Here is a 17,426-nt window from a genome sequence, read left to right on the forward strand (position 1 = left end):
ATTTTCATACTATCAATGATTAAGAAGTTTACAAAATCTACATCTGAACTATTAGCTCATTGATCGCTTATTGACGATAATATTCTGAAATTTTACGGTTATTAAAAAAACACAGACAGATATCAGTCATACTTTGACACTTGTTAATTTCCTTTTTGACACACCGATAATAAGTTACAATTTTAAGTAGTTAAAAACATATCCTACAATTATTAATGATACAATTCAATTGCTTATTACTTAATTCTTGTAAATAAAATCGAATTGTCCATCATATTTATCAACAGAATCAACAATTTAAAATAATATTACAATGAAAAAAATTTTCTTACTACTGTATTTAATGCTTATTTGTCCTAATCAACTAAGCGCACAGTTTGGAGGGGGAAACCCATTAACTTACGACATTACCTTTATCAGGGATGATGATTATAATTCTGCTGATCAACCCTATGTCAGTGCGAATCTTACATTAAGTGTAAAGATCGGGACTACTGAAATATCGAAGACTTATCTTCCTATTCATACACCTAGCAATCCCGGATCAACCCCGCAGAATTACACATTCCCGGTTACTGTTGGAACCCAGCCCATTAGGTATGCTAAAGTAACTTTCACACAGCCCTCCAACTTATATAGTGGGTATTATCCTCTTCCCACCACCATTGGAGATCATGTAATGCTCTCAGATCCGTGTCTGATAGATTATGACTGGCAGTATGGATATGGAGTGGGTATTACCTGCACTGGTGTGAACAAATACAGAATCACTCCTACTAAGTTTACTTGTAATCTCTGTATTCGTCCTGTTCAAGGTTGCGGGTCAATTGCAAAAAATACCACCCTGCAACAACAAGTATCTTTAGCTCCAAATCCAACCATGGGCTTCAGTGAACTTCACTATACAGCCACTGAAAAAGAAACAGTTTCAATCAGTGTGAGTGATTTTAATGGTAAAATAATTACTGCTTATACAATAGATCTTAGAGAAGGGCTAAACAAACTGCCAATCGATCTCCAAAGCTCTTTAGGAGGAACCTATATTGTTCATTGGAAATCCAGTAACGGAAGCAGCGGAAGTTTAAAAATGATCAAAAATTAATTGAATTTACAACCCTATAAAGCTCCTGCCAAAAACAGGAGCTTTATATATTTTATTAATTATCAGATAATTGATTCTTAAATCCGCACTAATTACAGAAATATTATAATTAAAAAAAACGACTTCAATAATAGAAGTCGCTTTTTTTAATTTTTCAGAAAAATTATTTTTTTATATCTGCTTTTACATCTTTATAACCATCTGAAACTGCGTCTGCACCTTTTACAGCGGTATTTTTAACATCTTTTGCACCTTTGGTTGCAGTTTTGCCAACCCATTTGGTGCCTTTTTTAACCCCTTTTTTGGTTGCTTTTGCCCCTTTCTGAGTTTTATCTCCAACCCATTCTGCACCATCTTTTACTCCTTTTCCTGTTGCTTTTGCTCCTTTTTCAATAGCATTGCCAACATTTTTAGCTTCTTGCTTCACCGTTTCCTGGGCATTAATGGCTACTGCAAATAAACCAAAAGCCAATAAGGTGAATAATTTCTTTTTCATATTTTTATTTTTTTTAAGTTAACTCGGTACATATAGCATAAAACAAGCCAAATGTATATGAATAGTTTTGCACTTTTACTCCGCCTGACCAAAACCCTTTGCTAGCTGTAGTTTTATATGTATCGGAAAGCTTCATATTATAAAAGGGATCACTTTTGATGAAAATATACACGCAGTTAGCCATTTATTTTTTTCTGCTGATTACCTTAAGATAAACCTCCAGAGTTTTTTGGTTATTGAAACCAGTGCCCGGATGGCTCCGGTAAATGTTTTGTACTGATATTCATCTTGTCTCTGAAATAGCGAAGCCCTCCACTAGCGAGAACATTTCCTGTACTTATAAAAATTCATTATAAATATTCATTCAATATTAATCAGGGTTTATTTACACTGAAGTAATTCCTGAAGCTTTGCCGTTAAGCACCATATGATCTACCAGATCATTGATCTTTGCAGAATTCTATTATTTTGATTTAAATAATTAATTTTTATTTATATATTTTATATAAATCCTTATCACAAAAAAAATAAAAATTAAAAAACTGCTTGTTTTTAATAAATTATATGTACATTTGTAAAATAATCAGGCTCCTGCCGACGCTTCCTCTGAAATTTTTGAATTTACAACTCTCTATCAGTCTTCGCTTTTTCAGCCGCTAATTTTTGTCATCAATTTAACAGGTGCAGTACCTTTTTTCAGCTTGAATATTTCAAGATTCTAAAAATACCCCATCATTTCTTGCTCACAAATCGATTTTATTACCGTGTTGACGTAATCATCAATACTGTGATGGCAATAGCCAAATAATTTATCCGTAAATACAACAATTTTATAATAGAATACAATGCAACAAGGAACAGTAAAATTCTTTAACGATACCAAAGGATTTGGTTTTATTTCACCTTCAAACGGTGGTCAGGATGTTTTCGTACATACTTCAGGTTTAGTAGATACTATTCGTGAGAACGATGTCGTAACATTCGATGTACAAAATGGGAATAAAGGCCTTAACGCCGTTAATGTACGCATAGCGTAAATTAAAAAATCTGTTTTGAGATGATCATGACAGGTATGGCAACAGCCAATACACAATTTATTCAATCAATACAATAATTTTATAATACAATACAATGCAACAAGGAACAGTAAAATTCTTTAACGATGCCAAAGGATTTGGTTTTATTACCCCTTCAAATGGTGGTCAGGACGTTTTCGTACATAATTCAGGTTTAGTAGATACTATCCGTGAGAACGATGTCGTAACATTCGATGTACAAAACGGGAACAAAGGCCTTAACGCCATTAACGTTAAAATAGCATAAAGTAAGAAGGAGGTGTAAAAGCTTCTTCCTCAATATACTAATTAGCAGAGAACATGTAGTTCTCTGCTATTTTTTTGCAATAACGAATACTACAGCCTCTTTATATTTTTTAATTTATTGTGTTTTTTCTAATTATTTGCCCGATACAGTATCTATAGAAGTCTTTATTGATGATGGTTTACACAATATGAGGTGTACAAAAGTGGTACACGACTAAGATGCTGCAACATCTTTTTTTCTACTTTTCCGCACGAATCTCGTCACATTAAACACTTGTAAACCAATATTTTACAATATTTTACAATATTTTACGATAAATTTAAAAACACATTTGTACTACTTTAGTACAACTCTAACCTTATAAATTGCTGTAGATTAGACAATTAACAATTCCCGCCTACAACGGTGACAATTGATATATTTCGCCTGTACATCTTAATTTTCATATATTTTAAAGAACGAAATAATTTACAGTTCTAACAAGAATAGCTCAAATTTTATATTAAAATGTTTTAATCAATTTCGTTATTAATTCTCTGTTTGTTTTACTAACTCCAAAATCTTTTGATAGATTTGACCATTTACTAATTGCAGAAGCTGTTTGCTGAATAACATTCTCTATAAATTCTTTTGATAGTTTGGCTTCACTTCCTAACTTAGTCAAATGTTTGAAGGTTATATTTCTCCCTTCTCCCATTACCATAGTACTTTGTTCTCCACCTGGTCCAGATGAGAATGTAAGGTCGTAAGCGGGCGATAATTTCCATTCACCAAATTCATTCATCAAAAACGAAAAATTCTTACCATGGTCGTCTCTATTATGCGCCATAACATTGAAAACTGCTAACCGAAACATTTTTTCTACCTCTCGAATATCTTTGGTTAAAAAACCCGTCAATGATAATAAATCTTCATAATCAAGAGACGGAAATCTAAAATTACTGTGAACAAGTCCACTCACTGTATGCATATGAAGACGCTTATTTTCTTCTCTATCAAAACGTTTAACGGCAAAATAGCCATTCCCTTTCCGGGACGGAAACAAATGGACTTCAGGCATTTTAATTCCAGCATCTACAGCCATTAAGGCGTAAACGTATTCTATTGCGCCCGCATCTTTGCCATCTAACGAATTTGGAAATTTCACCATCCAAGGTTCAAAACCATCGGCTAACAAATTCGCTCCGTAGGAAATATTTTTTCTTTCTGCATCAACGCCAATCAATGCTTTTGGCCGTGCTCCAGCAGAAGATCCGTTCAAAGCCAAAAGTTCTGCAATCACTTCTTCCGAATCACCTTGCAAAACGTTTTCTGTTTGAGTTGCCAACACATCCAAATCAATCATTTCATTACTACTATCTGGACTTTGATCCGGTTCATAAATCAATGCGCCCATACCATGCAATCCAACATACGCTAAACGATCAAGTGGAGAAATATCTGATGGAGAAATTCCTTCCGACCGAAGCATACGGTCAAAAAGCAATCTTCCCCAACCGTCAGGTAAACTATCATTGAAAACACCAGCCAAACCTTCAAATGGATCTCTTGGAAGCTCTATCACGCCTCGTTGCAAAAGAAGTCTTATAGGTGAAATCTCTAAATTGCTTTGAAGAAATTCTTCATCATATTGAAAATAGATGATACCATCACGAAGAGCCAAACGTCCAACTGGTTGGATTCGAGAACCGAAATTCAGTCCTACTTTTATTTCTTTGATAGATATTTTCATTTTCTGCTTCCTCGTTTTTTAATGGGTTTTTCCTCTGATTTTAGTACATCATCAATAGATTTAAAACTCTGCTCCTTCGGTTTTAACACATCAACCATTTCTTCTAATCCACCAACAACTGAAAGCAATTTTAAAAATGAATCCAAAGAAATCAAGCCTTTTTGCTCAAATTTTCTCAGAGTTGGTAAAGGAACACCTGATCTTTCAGCCAAACCTTCCTGTGTTAGATTCATTTGCAATCGTCTTTCCCTGATATTATCAATCAGCTTTTTTTGAACTTTGGAAAAAGAAATAAATAACATAATGGTAGTATTTAATGTTATAATATATCGATAAATAATATTATTGTATTACAAATATACTAAATTTGTTTTTCCAACTGACGTATCGTTCAATTATTTCTTCTGTTCGGCATTACAATTCTGTTTTATTTTGACTATCAACACTTAATATAGTTTATTGAATCCAATTCAATTATGCATACAGCGTATGCACATTCTCAAATGTTTTATAAAAACTGGCGATACAAGTAATTTGATCTTTTCAACAAACCACTTCCAAACTCAAGTTGTAGTTGTTCTGAAAGATATCTGATAAAAACATACCTTAGTCTGATTGGTGTTTACCGCTTTGGGTACGACACATTCATCGATAAAAACAAAAATTTCACCCTGTGTTTGTACAAGATGTTTTGTAATTCTTTAATGAATGCGTCAAAATTCGTTTCCGTTTTATTACCAAATTTGTGAATAAGTGAACAAACCAATCTTGGTCTTGATGAAGTTAAAAACTGTATTAACTCCTTTCCTGATCTTGTTTTGACGAGATCAGTTTCGCCAAAATCTATTTTTTGTAGTTTTCTATGTCATCAAAAAAGACTTCCTCAAATTCAGGGAAAATCTTTATATATTCTGAGGCGATTTTTTTCATTGTTTTTCTATTTTCTTAAAATTAAAATTTCATCTTCTTTTGTGAATTTTATATGCTCTATTGCATAAGGTTTGGGTTCTTTTTTTCTTTTGTTGCATAACGCTCCCACGTACGAAAATGTGTTGCAGTAAAAAATAATTTCACCATCTGCATTAAAGCCATATCTGTCTTCAATTTGTTCATCGCAACCCATATAGCAATCTGCATGGAAATAAAGGCGAAAGGTATAATCGTCGTTTATTTGCAGAAATTGCCCAAACTGATTTTCCAGATTTTCTTTGTCGTTTGATAAGGGTTTTAAATCGGCTTTTGTAAATGTTTTCAAATCCAATATTTCATCGCTTTTCCATTTTCCTATAATTTCTGGATGTTGGTAATTTTTGTAAGCAAAAGCATCATAAGTACGAAACATAAAAAACCTGCTTTACTATACATTGCTATTGATTCATAGTATTTTTGTCCTTCTTTTTGGCGGGAAAATAATATGTAATGATAGCTTCCGTGATCCAAACTTTTTAAAACATTAACGTGATCATTTTTCCAATCATAGCAACCTTTCACACCGGCTATCAAGATCTCTTCATCAGTATTTTGTTTTCCGATTGCCACCCAAATTCCGTTTCCGAACGTCATACTCTTTTCGGATGCAGAGATGAAGTCTTCGATAATTTTTTGCCTGTCTTTGTCCAATTGTTGCATAATTCTTCCTGTTCCGCATTCCACGGTTTTCTTATGCTGCCGTTTTGTGCAAAGCAAAATATGGGGGAAAACATAAGGAGATAATGTATTATTTTTTTCATGATTTAAAATTATTTTTTCCAGAAAAGCTTATTATAACAAAAACCAAAAAGCATAAGCAAAACAGGAGAAAACACCAATATAAAACACTGGAAAAATCCTCCTTCCCATGAATAAAATATATTAGCTTCAATCATAAACAATAAAATCCCTCCCAAAATATATCCGAAAGATTTTGTATCGGTTATTTTCAGTTGTTTTTTACGCGCTTCTTTACGTGCACGAATACAATGGTACAGGAAAATAAAAAAAGAAAATCCAAACAATACCATTACGATAATTAAGAAATACATGAGTTTTTCAAGACCAGCTCCTTCCACAATTACTTATTTTTAATCTTTTCATATACAAAAACTTTATAGAAGCCATCTTTAGATTTAAAACTATAGGTACCCCATCCTTTGTAAGGAAAGGCATCATCAAACTGTTTGGTTTTGTAAAATCTGCCTGTAAATGTTGCTGGTTTTCCATTGTCCAATTGCTCATTTACATCTTTTGGAAAATCCCAGATGGTTATGTTTTGAGTATCTAAAAAGAAGCAATAGTCAACCAAATCATCCTGATTTTTATGCTTCTGGTAATCTTTTGCAAGGATAAAGTTTGGACGGTCTGTCGTAGCCCATTGTATATAATTCACAACAATGGTTTCAGAGGTTTTGCTTATTAGTTTGCAATTTTTAAAGCGTTTATTTTCAGGTAGATAGTATTTATTTTTGGCTTCATCGTAACCAAAATGCTTAATAAACAGTTTCGGATCTGGATCATAAAGAGGAGTCCTTATTCTTACAGTTGTATCAAGAAAGTATACACGATTTTTATCCACAGCATAGCAAGTTCCTTCCAGTTCTTTGTAAGTAGAGATATCTATAACGGAAGAATAAGTAAGCATAACGGACTTTCCGGGCTCTTCTACAGAAAGTTGGTCGGTATAAAAGCTATGGTGTTTTTTATCCTCAGGATCATAATACACTATTTTTTCTACAATTGTTTTTTTGTTTTGGAAATCACTTTCATAAAGATTATATTTCAGATGCGTTAGTTTTCCCCAGTTTCTGGATGATGTGTCTATCGGGTTTTCTTTGGTGCCTTTATTACAACTTATCATTAAAAAAAGACCAATTAAATACAAAATTTTCAAGCGTTTCATTTTTTTATTTTTTTCAAAGTTAAAACCCCGTTTTCTTTTTTAAATATAAAAGGCCCTGAAGTAAAAGATTTGCCTTCTTTCTTTTTACCTAAATACTGAATATCATAACAGTAGAAGTTGATGCCTTTTTCATCAAAATAATATCTTCCTTTGATTCTTTCATAAGCAGGGCAATCGCCTTTGTCGTACATTTCAAAAGAGTAATCTTCTTTTATTTCCAAAAAATATCCGTAGTCATAATCATTTACAAGAGGTTTTAAAATCAAGGTTTCATTCTTTTTTCGTGAAAATGCTTCACTCATTATCCATTTTCCCAGAACTTCGGGATTGTAGTAATTTTTGTAGTAAAAAGGATCAAAGTCTCCCCGAAAGCTGAAAATGACTTTGTCATAAAGTGCCATCCTAAGATCAGCTTTTTGTCCTTCTTTTTGGGTAGAAAACAGGATATAATGATAATCTCCGTGATCCATACTTTTTAAAATTTGTATATTTTCATGTGGTGAAGAACTGTCTTTAAAACCTGCTTTTAAAATATCTTCATCGGTATTTTGTTTTCCTATTGTCATCCAAATTCCGTTACCAAACATCATATTTTTTTTGGAGGCAGCAATAAAATCTTCGATGGTTTTTTTGTATTGTTCTTGCTGCATTTGTATAATTCTTCCTGTACCACATTCTACAGGTTTTTTGTTAATATCCTCATTCGTTGCTTTTTCCATTGGAATAACAAAGTAGCCACCAGAAGCACCTGAGATATAAAATGGTGTTGCTAAAAAATAGTGTGTTGCTAGTAAATCTTCTTTTGAAGGCGTTATTTTGGTAGTGTGGCTCAACAAGTCCCTCAATACGTCAATATTTTCTACATCTTTTTCTGTAAGATTGTTTTGCATTAAAAGTACTCCTTCTCCAAGTTTTATAACAGGGCAATCTGATTTTAGTAATTCTTTTTGAAAACTACTTTCTTCGGCATCTGCAAAGCGTAGTTCGTTTTGTTTTAATATTATTTGTAGTACCTTGTTTGCATCTTCTGTGCTATGCATCTTTGTAAATATTTGATCTTGCTGTGTATTTTTAATTATTTCGTTGTACAGGGCAACCGTATTGCTGTCCGACAAATAATTGAGGTGCAACGTGAGTATTGCTTCTTTTTCATCCGACAAGCAATGCGAAATGCTATCTTGCGTTTGGGCGTAACTATTTGAAAATATTGCAAATAGCATAAATGCAAGATGTGTTTTTTTCATTGTTTTTTTTAATAATTATTCATTTTATGATAGGAAACGTAAGTCTTATTTCTTTGCTTTTTTAGTTGATTCTAGAGAAAGAAGCACTTAAAAAGGGGGGCTTCATCTTTGGTTGTTTAGTTCTTATAACTCAAATTCATATTTCCAAAGTTTAATTTGGCATCATAACTCCCAAAAACACTTCCCCAATGGTAATTTTTGCTTTTCATTTGCGTTTTCTTGGGATTGCTGAATTGCTTTAACAGTTTTATTTCTTTCCAAACAGATAATTCTAAAATTTGCTTTCCGTTTTTGAATTGTATAAAAACCATACTCAACTTTCCGAAATTAAAGTGGAAAGAAAGTTGGTAAAAATTACCCACAATTTCTTTGTTAAAAAAAGCAAGATTTTGTATGCCCATTTCTAAATTTTCAAAAAATTGATCAAAAGTTTCTTCCATTTCCCGGATGTCTTCCAATGTGGTTTTTGCAGATATATAGTACTGATTACCAAAGTGTAATTCGCCGTTTTCGGTATTGATGAGATTTTGCATTGTATTTTTAATTTTCAAATCACTTGTCTTTAAAAACAAATTTCTCCAAAAAAACTGTCGGGAAAATAATAAGTAAACTAATCAAAAGCGAAAATGGTGGTGTTAGTAACGTCTTCCAATAACTTTGTTTTAAGATAAGAACATCTTTGTTATTCTGTTTACGATAGAGTTTATAACAAACTAAAGGAACAGCATAATATCGATTGTCGCGGCTTATCGTATCCTGTATAGGAAAAGAATTTTCTCCCAAAAATTTTCCATCTTTAGAGTAATAGTAAGTTAACCGGTCAGAAAATTCTGATGGGTGTGCAATAGCCAGCTCATCGTTTTGGGTAAGGTATAATTTCTCTTCTCCTTTGTATCCTTTTACCGGGAAACTGGTGATAAATTTCCCAAAGGTATCATACACATTTACCGCACTATAAAAACGTCCATATATATATATGTTTTTGCTGTCGGCAACAAAAGACCGAGCATCAGAAAGTACAAATTCTTCTCCTTTTTTAAAAAAATGAGGAACAAGAAACCAGCTTATTGCCCCGTAAATAAATAATACGATAGCAAAGAAATGTATAATTTTTTTCATTCGATTTTATTATTGAATGTTATTTTTTCAAAACAATTTTATTATTGCCAATACGGAAGTAAACTTCCGGTTTTTTCATCTAACAGAAATATTTTTGCACAATCTTTATCTGTATAAATAGTCTTCAGTGTGCTTATTTGTCCACGATACAGATAGTTGTAATCTATTTTCATATAGGGTTCATTTTTTATGAATTCATCGGAAATGGCTATCATCAAATTTCCGACAGATTCGTCGGCTTTTTCAGCTTCTTCTATTGAAGATAAAAAATCGTTGTCTGTAGAGGTCGCCAAAAAGTATAATGCAACATCATCAATTTGTTGCAGGTCTTCTTTGGAAATATCTTCTTTTATTTGGTTGTCGATTTCAATTTTTTCAGGATGCTTTTGTTTATAGACAGTTAGTTTGCCGTTTTTTATTTTTTCGGCATTCAGAAGCACTTCCGATTGGTAGGAATCTTCTCCATCAGGAGGAATTATAGTGTCCTTTTTCCATCGTATGCGAATTAAATCTCCTCTTTTGAAAGGGATTTTATCGGCTTCGTATGGGAATTTATCACCTACAAAAAAACTGAGGATTTTTTTATCTTTTTCTACAAAAACAATTGGAAAATCTCCGGGCGTGTTGATGCACAAAAAAGTTACAAGGTCTTCGTAGATTTTGTCTGTGTTATTTTTTGTAGTGGAAAGCAGTTCGCGTTTTGTACTCTTGTTTGGTTTAGCCATTTTTTCAGCCCCAACAGTGGTTGCAGGCTTTTGTTTACACGAAATAATCACTAATAAAAGGAGTATAAAAGATAGTTTTGGGTATTTCATTTTATATTGATGTTAAAAAAAAGGTATTTATATATCACACATATTCTATTTATAATTTTATATTTAAAAAAATCTAAAAACCATAGGTAATAAATCGTTCTTTGTAAACGCCGTTTTCAATTTTCCATATTACTTCATAACCTCCTGCTCCATCACCGTTTGAAGATTGAATGTACAGTGAGCTTGTTTTTACATCGTAATTTACTCCGGAATAGTCCAGATTGGGTTCGTATAAATTTTGTAAGGCAGATGCAGGAAGAACTATAGATTTACCATCAATTTTTATCTCTATCGATTGATATTCTGTTTTAGGCATTCCGCCATCATTTCCCCAGTATTTTTTGCCATCGATTGATTTTAAAATATTTTCCGAGATGTACGTGAGCCTGTGTTTTGTTTCATCAAAGGTTTTTTGGGTAATAGAAATTTTGATATTGCCTTTACCAAATCTGGCACTATTTTGATTTTTCAAAAGTAGCGGGATTTTTGAAAAATCAGTAATGAAAACATATCTGTCTTTGTAGATATAGCCATTTAGTTTGGTGTCCTTATAATCAATACTTGTCCAGTTGCTTTCCGGAGCTTCAAAACAATAAATGAGCTGTCCGTTTTGCAGTTTGCTAATAATTTTGCTGTCTTTTTTGCCATTTTCTCTTACGTTTGTATAGCCGTCTTTGTCAGCAATCACGGCAAATTGCCCAAAAGTAAAGCCAGAAAAAAGGGCAAGAATAGTAGATATAAATTTATTTTTCATTTTACATTTGTTTTGATGGTGGTTATTTATAATTATTATGATGGAGTATTAATTTTCTCTTACTCCTTATTTTTTTGTTGCCACATAAATTGATATCCGCTCTGTGTTTCTTTGTAATTAAAATTTCGTTTTATCTTAAATAGAATGTTTGGGTTTGAAAATAATATGATTCCGTAAAACAGTATTGTCAATATAGCGAGTCCATATAATCCAAATTTCAGATATTTTTTCACCTTTATTGGTTTCAAATAGTTGTCCGTCAATAGTATTACAGTGAAACAGATAATGGAGTAAATAAAAAAATCAAAAACCAGTTCTGTTACAAATATCTGTAAGGAAAATGAAGTAAACCAACCACCGCAGATAAATGGCAAAGGAAAACCATATATAAAATCAGAAGGTCCGTCTTCAATATATACATAATGCCATTTTGTAATTGTACCAAAGAGAATTATTGTTATTGGCAGAACAAATGTCAATATGAGTTTCCTATTTTTTTTCATTTTAATCTATTAAAACATTTATAAATCAGAATCATTTTTTTCTAATTTTTCATTCAATAATTTCAATAATGTGTTGTGATATAAAAATGATGAAAAAACAAATCCTACTTCTAACACTTCCTCTTGTATTTTTTTTCCTGCCATGATAGAGATAAAAAAGGAAGAAATAATTTCAGATTTTAACAAAAAACAAGAAACATTTATCAATTATTGTAATTATGTGATAGGATTGCACTATCTATATAATTGGCATTTTTTTCGTACCCCGAATCAATCTTGCGTTTCAAAATGGTATCATATTTTAGTCCTTCAAACAATTCATTGAAACAATCTTTTAAAGGTTTTTCCTTTCGTTCGCGAGTCATATAATCCAAATAAACAATTCTGGAATAAGCAGTTTGTCTTTTTAAATGTTTTTTCAGGATGACCTCGTCAAAATTTTTTCCTCTCAAAGCAACAAGTACGTTTCCATTGTTTGCGATCCCGATTAAAAATATAAGCTCTTCCTTATCTCCTTTTTGAGGATGAGAATAATAAATCGGAATTGTTTTATGCGCTTTTTTCGCTTTTTTGAATATTTCCATCATTTTTTCTTTTGGAAGTTCAATTGTGTCCGAATACACCGCTTTTTCTCTATACGAGACATAGCGGACAAATAGTTTTTCCGGAAGAAGCTGTGCTTCATCATCATTTCTGGAGGGTGAAGATTGTTGTCCCCAATCTGAATTAAAATTTTCCATATCATCGGACATTACATAATAAGAAGTATTATCAGGAAACAAAAATTCGACACTTTGTAAATATGCAGGATGATATTTCGGTGCAAAAACACTTGTTTCATAATAAAAACGCTCCCATTTTTTATAATGTATAACTTTAAAGGCAGTTGCAACCAGCAATGCTGAAATTACAAATACATATATCGTATTAAGAGTATTGAGTTTCATGTTTTTTAATGATTAAATCCTTTTCCGAAAGCTTCCAAAAATTTCAGGCCTCCAAAAATGAGTATGGATATGATTAATGATAAAAAGAACAACACCTTGGCTATTGTGTAACGTTTACCTTTATAATAAAAAGCATAACTTCCCAATACAACCGTAACGCTTGCGGACAGATAAAAAACATTGTATAACATATGATTTTCATCATTATAAGTGCAGTTGAGGAATAGATTAACTATTGCTATAATGATGATCATCAGCAATACCGAGAGTCTGCTGTTTTTTCGGTTTTGCATTTCTGTTTTTGATACTTTTATCATCAGTTCTATTTTTTTTGTATTAATTCAAAATTTCATCAAACCAAGATTCTAATTTAACCTTATCGTTCTGGTTTATGTCTTTGTTTGTAATACCTTTTTTTGTGAGTTTTGAAAAAAAAGGAAGCAGAAGCATTTGTGTTTTTTCATCACCTGCATTTTTTGCATTTATATATTCTTTGCAAAGATTAAAAAACAAGGCTGCAAATCTTTCCACATTTTCATTTTCAAAAGAGGGCAAATCCGGAATCTGTAATTTTTTTTTGTTTTCGACAGCAAAAGGAAACATACTCATTTTATATAATAGGCTCATTATTTGTCTTTTTTAATAATTATATAATTCTATCAACCAACCCGCTATTTTTGATGTATCTTTTCCGTCCAGTTTCATCTGTATTTTTACTCCTTCTGATGAAATTTTCGAAACATGAGATCGTAAAGATTTTATGGATTCTTCATCATTATTATAGACGGCAACAGCCAGCTCTTTATACAGTACCAAATATTTTTTCATATATTTTTCTGCCATGTTATTTTCTAAATCCGGCGGATTCGGTATTGCTTCTAGATCAATACTTTGGTGGTGAACAAGCATTAAAAAAGGAAGTTCAAACATTTTTTTCATTGTCTTTTTTAAATTATCTATTAATTTTTTAAAACAGTTTTTTCGCCACGTTACGATTTGAAAACGATTGAAATTTCTAAATTGTGAAGTTTCTTTTTTCAAAAATTTAATATATCTTGGATTTTTCTAGCCTGTTTTGGTGCTGTAATAATAATTTTCGTCTTCACCGTACAACCACCCATCTCCAGAACCTTGGTTCATTTTTGTAGCCCGAAATTTTAATAATGAACTTTCATCGGGAATAATGTAGTTACGGTCTGTTGTTTTCCTCCACAAATTTTCAAAGAGAAAAATGGTTTTGCCCAATCAAAAGATAATTCCCCAAATAATAAAGCTTAAGAATAGAAGTTTTTTCATTATCGCTTTTATATTTTTTCATTCAATTTTTTATATACTAAAAAATATAAAATGCAGAAATAGATACTTCCACAAACCAAAATAGGAAAAAATGAAATCCACAAAGTAGAAATCCATTCTTCTGTAGTGGTAAAAGTACTCCAGGAAGCTTCTCTTTCTATAAAAGTTATATTGTTAATCCACAACCAAAGGCCAATTAATATGACCATATTTAGTATTAATTGGATTGGCTTTTTCATTTTCAGCCAATTACTAATCAATAAAAACAATCCAATGATAATGATTGTTATAGCGCTCAACCAAAATAAATCTAACTCCAGAATGCAATCTAAACAAGAACTGGAAGGTTGATTGTCATAAGGTTTCATCGCCCAATAACTTTCCACAAATGTGAGTACTCCTGTTATCATTAGCTGCAATAGTAAAGTAAATGCGTTGATTCGTTTCTTCATTATTTGGTAAATAAAAAAAATTATAAAAAAAACTCATTGATAGTGAAAGACTTAGTGCTACACTTTGTGTTTCAGTCATAGTTTTTATCTTTTAAAATATTAGAAAATTCAATTTTTCTAACTATTACAAGAGGAATACATTTATTATTAAAAATTTAGGAGTTGTTTTAAAGTTAATTTTGTTCCAAAACATCACTAATCAGAAAAGATTTTCCGGAAGGAATCACTTTTATATCTCGATTGTAATTGAATTTGTTTTCCGTATCAGAGATGATTACGCTAAATATCAGCTGTTCTTTTTCCGTGGTTTTATAATCGCATTTGGTTACTTTTATCAAACCCCAATCTTGCGCTCCAACTAGAAATCCGGAATCGTAGCCTACATATTGGCAATCGAAATCGTTTTCCCATTTTTTCTGAAATTGTTGCAAGGTCAGACTTCCATCCGTATCTAAATCAATGTTTATGGCATCAGATTTATATTCTTCATATTTTTTGGTGAAAATAGTTGGCGTATTTCCGTCTGCTTCTTCATTGGTATTTTCCTGCAAACCATTTTGCTTATTGAGGTAATTTTCGATAGAATAAATAAGCCATTTTTTTGCTTTTGCAATTTCATCGTCTTTTTTCAGAGTAGTTGTCTTGGTTTTTACAGAATCTTGCTTAGATAGCACATTTTCATTGGTTGATTTCTGTACCACACTATTTTTTGTTCTTTTTTCTACTTTATTACAAGAAAAAATGAAGAACAGAGTCACTAAAAATGGGGTTAATTTTTTCATGTATTTATTATTCTTTGTTCTATTTGATTCCAGCCATCTCTTCGAATCCAGTAAAATAACGCATTCCAAAACTTATAGTTTAATCTATAAAATCGATTTTCTCTTTTTTGATAATGCTTTATGCATTCTGATAATAACCAGTCTTCATCAAAATCAGTCCAAGCTCCAGAAATATTTAATAAGTTTGGCTGAAGAAGTGGAAAAACCTTCATCAAATCAATTTGTTTTATATCTTTTATATGAAGTCCGGATTTTTGAAAAATGATTGCCATATGGTCAAAATCTTTACATGTCAATTCATTGTCTAAATAGAACTTAGACAATGCTATCCAAATTGGTTTTCGGTTTTCTAATTCCGTACTATTCATTTTTTATTTATAATAGGAAATGTCATCCTTATTTCTTTACTTTTTATTGTGGATTCTATGGTAATGCTGTCTTTGATAATTTTTACCGATAAAAAAGCAATAATGAGTGAAGTGATGCTATTTTGGAAGGTTTTCATTTTTCTCTTATTCCGCAGTAATTAGCCATTCTTTAGCAATACGTTTTGTTCTTTCCGCATTTTATTTAATAATGCATCCAGATAAGTCTGTATTTTTTTTGGTAATGTTTTTATAGAATCGTCTTTTTTAAACGTTCGGCAGTCGTCCAAACTGCATTCTACCGCCCGAATTCCATATTTTATGCCTTTGTAGATCGTGAAAATTTTTACTCGAGAAATTTCGCCATCATTACTTTTAGAACCATAAACAATAATGGGATCTATTTTCCCGTCTCCGTCAATGTCTTTGAAAGAAGAATACTTACTCCAAAACCAAATGCTGGTTTCTGGAAATTCTACATCATTCGTTGAAATAATTTCGTCTTTTATACTCCATTTTTCTACAAAACCGCCGTGATCGTTTAACATGGCTATCGCCATAATTTTGTTATTCAAGCTGTCTGATTTTATAATTTTTGTTTGGTTTTCACACAACAAAACATTGTAAATACCATCCTTATCTTTGTATTCATAAGCTTTATAAATAGGATACGGAATGTTTTCAAACTCGTTACTCAAATTCTGGGTTTCGGTTTTTGATAAAACCCTGCTTGTAGTTTGTGAAAAAATGATAGTTGAAGTAAGGAAAAATGCAATAAATAATGTTACTTTTTTCATTGATTAAAATTCTTTATTTGGCCTTTCTTGATGACCGATTTTGCAATAAAAAATAAAAGGATAATAACAGGATAATAAATAACTGATAATTCAGTATCTAAAAGCTGTAATAAACTTAATTCATCTTCATAATACAGATTTAATTCGCCAAAATTTTTCATATAATACTCCTGAAGTGAAAGATAATCTATGTAGAAATATATAAGGGGTAAAATAATTAATATTGAAAATACAATCATTACTATTCTATATTTTGTGATTTTTCTGTTCATATCTTGTTTCAACTACATGTTGTACATTTTATTATTAGTCAATATTTTATAATATGTCTTCGACTTCGCTCAGACTGACAATGCTCCAAAACGCTCTATTAAAGGAATATAACACTCCACAAAAAAGTATTCTGTGTTTATTATCTTTCTGTAGTTCTTTCCAAAGATTTTGCCGTATCGGAAATTTTCACAGTAAGCGTTTTTAAGTAATACGTTTCTACTGGCATTTGTCCTATGTAAGAAAAAACACGTTCTCCAATCGGATCTTTCCCGATGGATTTAAAAACAGGATATAACTGCACAATAACTTCATTGGTATTTTCAGTGGTTTCTACTTCCATATTCTCCAACAATCTTCCACCAGTACTGATAGAACTGTAATTACCGGAAACTGTATAAGTTCCGGATGCATCAATATCCATATTTTTTATAACCAAACCTTCTATTTTACCCTTTTGCAGGGTATTTGCTTTATTACAGGCAATGAACAAGAAAAAAATTGTAAGAGAAAAAATTATTTTCATTTTGGGCTTTTAAATTTCATACTATTTT

At 31.6% G+C, this 17,426-nt stretch carries 23 protein-coding genes; 3 read left to right on the forward strand and 20 right to left on the reverse strand.

The genetic code is table 11. The features are described from left to right. Positions 1-313: 313 nt before the first annotated feature. Positions 314-1,102 (forward strand): T9SS type A sorting domain-containing protein, encoded by a 789-nt coding sequence (locus tag IW15_RS17200; RefSeq protein WP_084681468.1) that lies wholly within the window; start codon positions 314-316, stop codon positions 1,100-1,102. 163 nt (positions 1,103-1,265) lie between these two features. On the opposite strand, the gene IW15_RS17205 is transcribed toward IW15_RS17200, so the two are convergent. Beyond that, positions 1,266-1,598, reverse strand: a complete 333-nt coding sequence (locus IW15_RS17205) for a hypothetical protein (protein ID WP_051882166.1) — start codon at positions 1,596-1,598, stop codon at positions 1,266-1,268. Between the two features lie 845 nt (positions 1,599-2,443). Here IW15_RS17205 and IW15_RS17210 point away from each other — a divergent pair. Beyond that, a complete protein-coding gene (locus IW15_RS17210) occupies positions 2,444-2,635 on the forward strand; it encodes a cold-shock protein (RefSeq protein ID WP_034713867.1) in 192 nt (63 codons plus the stop codon). A gap of 94 nt (positions 2,636-2,729) precedes the next feature. After that, a complete protein-coding gene (locus IW15_RS17215) occupies positions 2,730-2,921 on the forward strand; it encodes a cold-shock protein (protein WP_034713869.1) in 192 nt (63 codons plus the stop codon). Positions 2,922-3,423: 502 nt separating this feature from the next. Here the strand turns inward: IW15_RS17215 and IW15_RS17220 are convergent. The 19 genes from IW15_RS17220 to IW15_RS17325 form a co-directional block, all read right to left on the reverse strand. Further along, entirely contained in the window at positions 3,424-4,653 is a 1,230-nt protein-coding gene (locus tag IW15_RS17220) for a type II toxin-antitoxin system HipA family toxin (RefSeq protein ID WP_034713871.1), read from the reverse strand. Next, positions 4,650-4,955, reverse strand: coding sequence for a helix-turn-helix domain-containing protein (locus tag IW15_RS17225; RefSeq protein WP_034713873.1), 306 nt, complete (start codon positions 4,953-4,955; stop codon positions 4,650-4,652). Before IW15_RS17225 ends, IW15_RS17220 begins: the two co-directional genes overlap by 4 nt. 635 nt (positions 4,956-5,590) lie before the next feature. Beyond that, on the reverse strand, positions 5,591-5,995 hold the full coding sequence (locus IW15_RS17230) for a hypothetical protein (protein WP_034713875.1): 405 nt from the start codon (positions 5,993-5,995) through the stop codon (positions 5,591-5,593). Further along, the gene (locus IW15_RS17235) at positions 5,938-6,306 is read right to left on the reverse strand and encodes a hypothetical protein (RefSeq protein ID WP_034713877.1); all 369 of its coding nucleotides are present in this window, start codon (positions 6,304-6,306) and stop codon (positions 5,938-5,940) included. The genes IW15_RS17230 and IW15_RS17235 overlap by 58 nt, the downstream gene beginning before the upstream one ends. Positions 6,307-6,703: 397 nt before the next feature. Further along, the gene (locus IW15_RS17245) at positions 6,704-7,528 is read right to left on the reverse strand and encodes a hypothetical protein (RefSeq protein ID WP_034713882.1); all 825 of its coding nucleotides are present in this window, start codon (positions 7,526-7,528) and stop codon (positions 6,704-6,706) included. Further along, positions 7,525-8,772 (reverse strand): hypothetical protein, encoded by a 1,248-nt coding sequence (locus tag IW15_RS17250; protein ID WP_131368587.1) that lies wholly within the window; start codon positions 8,770-8,772, stop codon positions 7,525-7,527. Before IW15_RS17250 ends, IW15_RS17245 begins: the two co-directional genes overlap by 4 nt. Positions 8,773-8,888: 116 nt before the next feature. Beyond that, positions 8,889-9,305: a hypothetical protein gene (locus IW15_RS17255; RefSeq protein WP_131368588.1), complete on the reverse strand. Its 417-nt coding sequence runs from the start codon at positions 9,303-9,305 to the stop codon at positions 8,889-8,891. Positions 9,306-9,324: 19 nt separating this feature from the next. Beyond that, positions 9,325-9,891: a hypothetical protein gene (locus tag IW15_RS17260; RefSeq protein WP_034713888.1), complete on the reverse strand. Its 567-nt coding sequence runs from the start codon at positions 9,889-9,891 to the stop codon at positions 9,325-9,327. A 41-nt stretch (positions 9,892-9,932) separates the two neighbouring features. Continuing rightward, entirely contained in the window at positions 9,933-10,616 is a 684-nt protein-coding gene (locus IW15_RS17265; protein WP_131368589.1) for a hypothetical protein, read from the reverse strand. 163 nt (positions 10,617-10,779) lie between these two features. After that, a complete protein-coding gene (locus tag IW15_RS17270; RefSeq protein WP_034713892.1) occupies positions 10,780-11,460 on the reverse strand; it encodes a hypothetical protein in 681 nt (226 codons plus the stop codon). A 706-nt stretch (positions 11,461-12,166) separates the two neighbouring features. Then, entirely contained in the window at positions 12,167-12,910 is a 744-nt protein-coding gene (locus IW15_RS17280) for a DUF2931 family protein (RefSeq protein ID WP_034713895.1), read from the reverse strand. A gap of 5 nt (positions 12,911-12,915) precedes the next feature. Then, positions 12,916-13,227: a hypothetical protein gene (locus tag IW15_RS17285; protein ID WP_034713897.1), complete on the reverse strand. Its 312-nt coding sequence runs from the start codon at positions 13,225-13,227 to the stop codon at positions 12,916-12,918. A gap of 19 nt (positions 13,228-13,246) precedes the next feature. After that, positions 13,247-13,519 carry a hypothetical protein gene (locus IW15_RS17290; protein WP_165585218.1) on the reverse strand — a complete coding sequence of 91 codons (273 nt, stop codon included), beginning with the start codon at positions 13,517-13,519 and terminating at the stop codon, positions 13,247-13,249. Positions 13,520-13,549: 30 nt separating this feature from the next. Next, a complete protein-coding gene (locus IW15_RS17295; RefSeq protein WP_034713900.1) occupies positions 13,550-13,849 on the reverse strand; it encodes a hypothetical protein in 300 nt (99 codons plus the stop codon). Between the two features lie 365 nt (positions 13,850-14,214). Further along, positions 14,215-14,658 carry a hypothetical protein gene (locus IW15_RS17300; RefSeq protein ID WP_034713902.1) on the reverse strand — a complete coding sequence of 148 codons (444 nt, stop codon included), beginning with the start codon at positions 14,656-14,658 and terminating at the stop codon, positions 14,215-14,217. A 173-nt stretch (positions 14,659-14,831) separates the two neighbouring features. Beyond that, positions 14,832-15,440 (reverse strand): hypothetical protein, encoded by a 609-nt coding sequence (locus tag IW15_RS17305; RefSeq protein ID WP_034713904.1) that lies wholly within the window; start codon positions 15,438-15,440, stop codon positions 14,832-14,834. Next, entirely contained in the window at positions 15,437-15,808 is a 372-nt protein-coding gene (locus tag IW15_RS17310; RefSeq protein WP_034713906.1) for a DUF7079 family protein, read from the reverse strand. Before IW15_RS17310 ends, IW15_RS17305 begins: the two co-directional genes overlap by 4 nt. A 158-nt stretch (positions 15,809-15,966) precedes the next feature. Next, positions 15,967-16,602, reverse strand: coding sequence for a M949_RS01915 family surface polysaccharide biosynthesis protein (locus IW15_RS17315; RefSeq protein WP_034713908.1), 636 nt, complete (start codon positions 16,600-16,602; stop codon positions 15,967-15,969). A gap of 412 nt (positions 16,603-17,014) precedes the next feature. Then, positions 17,015-17,398: a hypothetical protein gene (locus IW15_RS17325; RefSeq protein ID WP_034713913.1), complete on the reverse strand. Its 384-nt coding sequence runs from the start codon at positions 17,396-17,398 to the stop codon at positions 17,015-17,017. Positions 17,399-17,426: the final 28 nt, after the last annotated feature.

Origin of the sequence: Chryseobacterium soli (genome assembly GCF_000737705.1) — a bacterium.
Lineage (GTDB): Bacteria > Bacteroidota > Bacteroidia > Flavobacteriales > Weeksellaceae > Chryseobacterium > Chryseobacterium soli.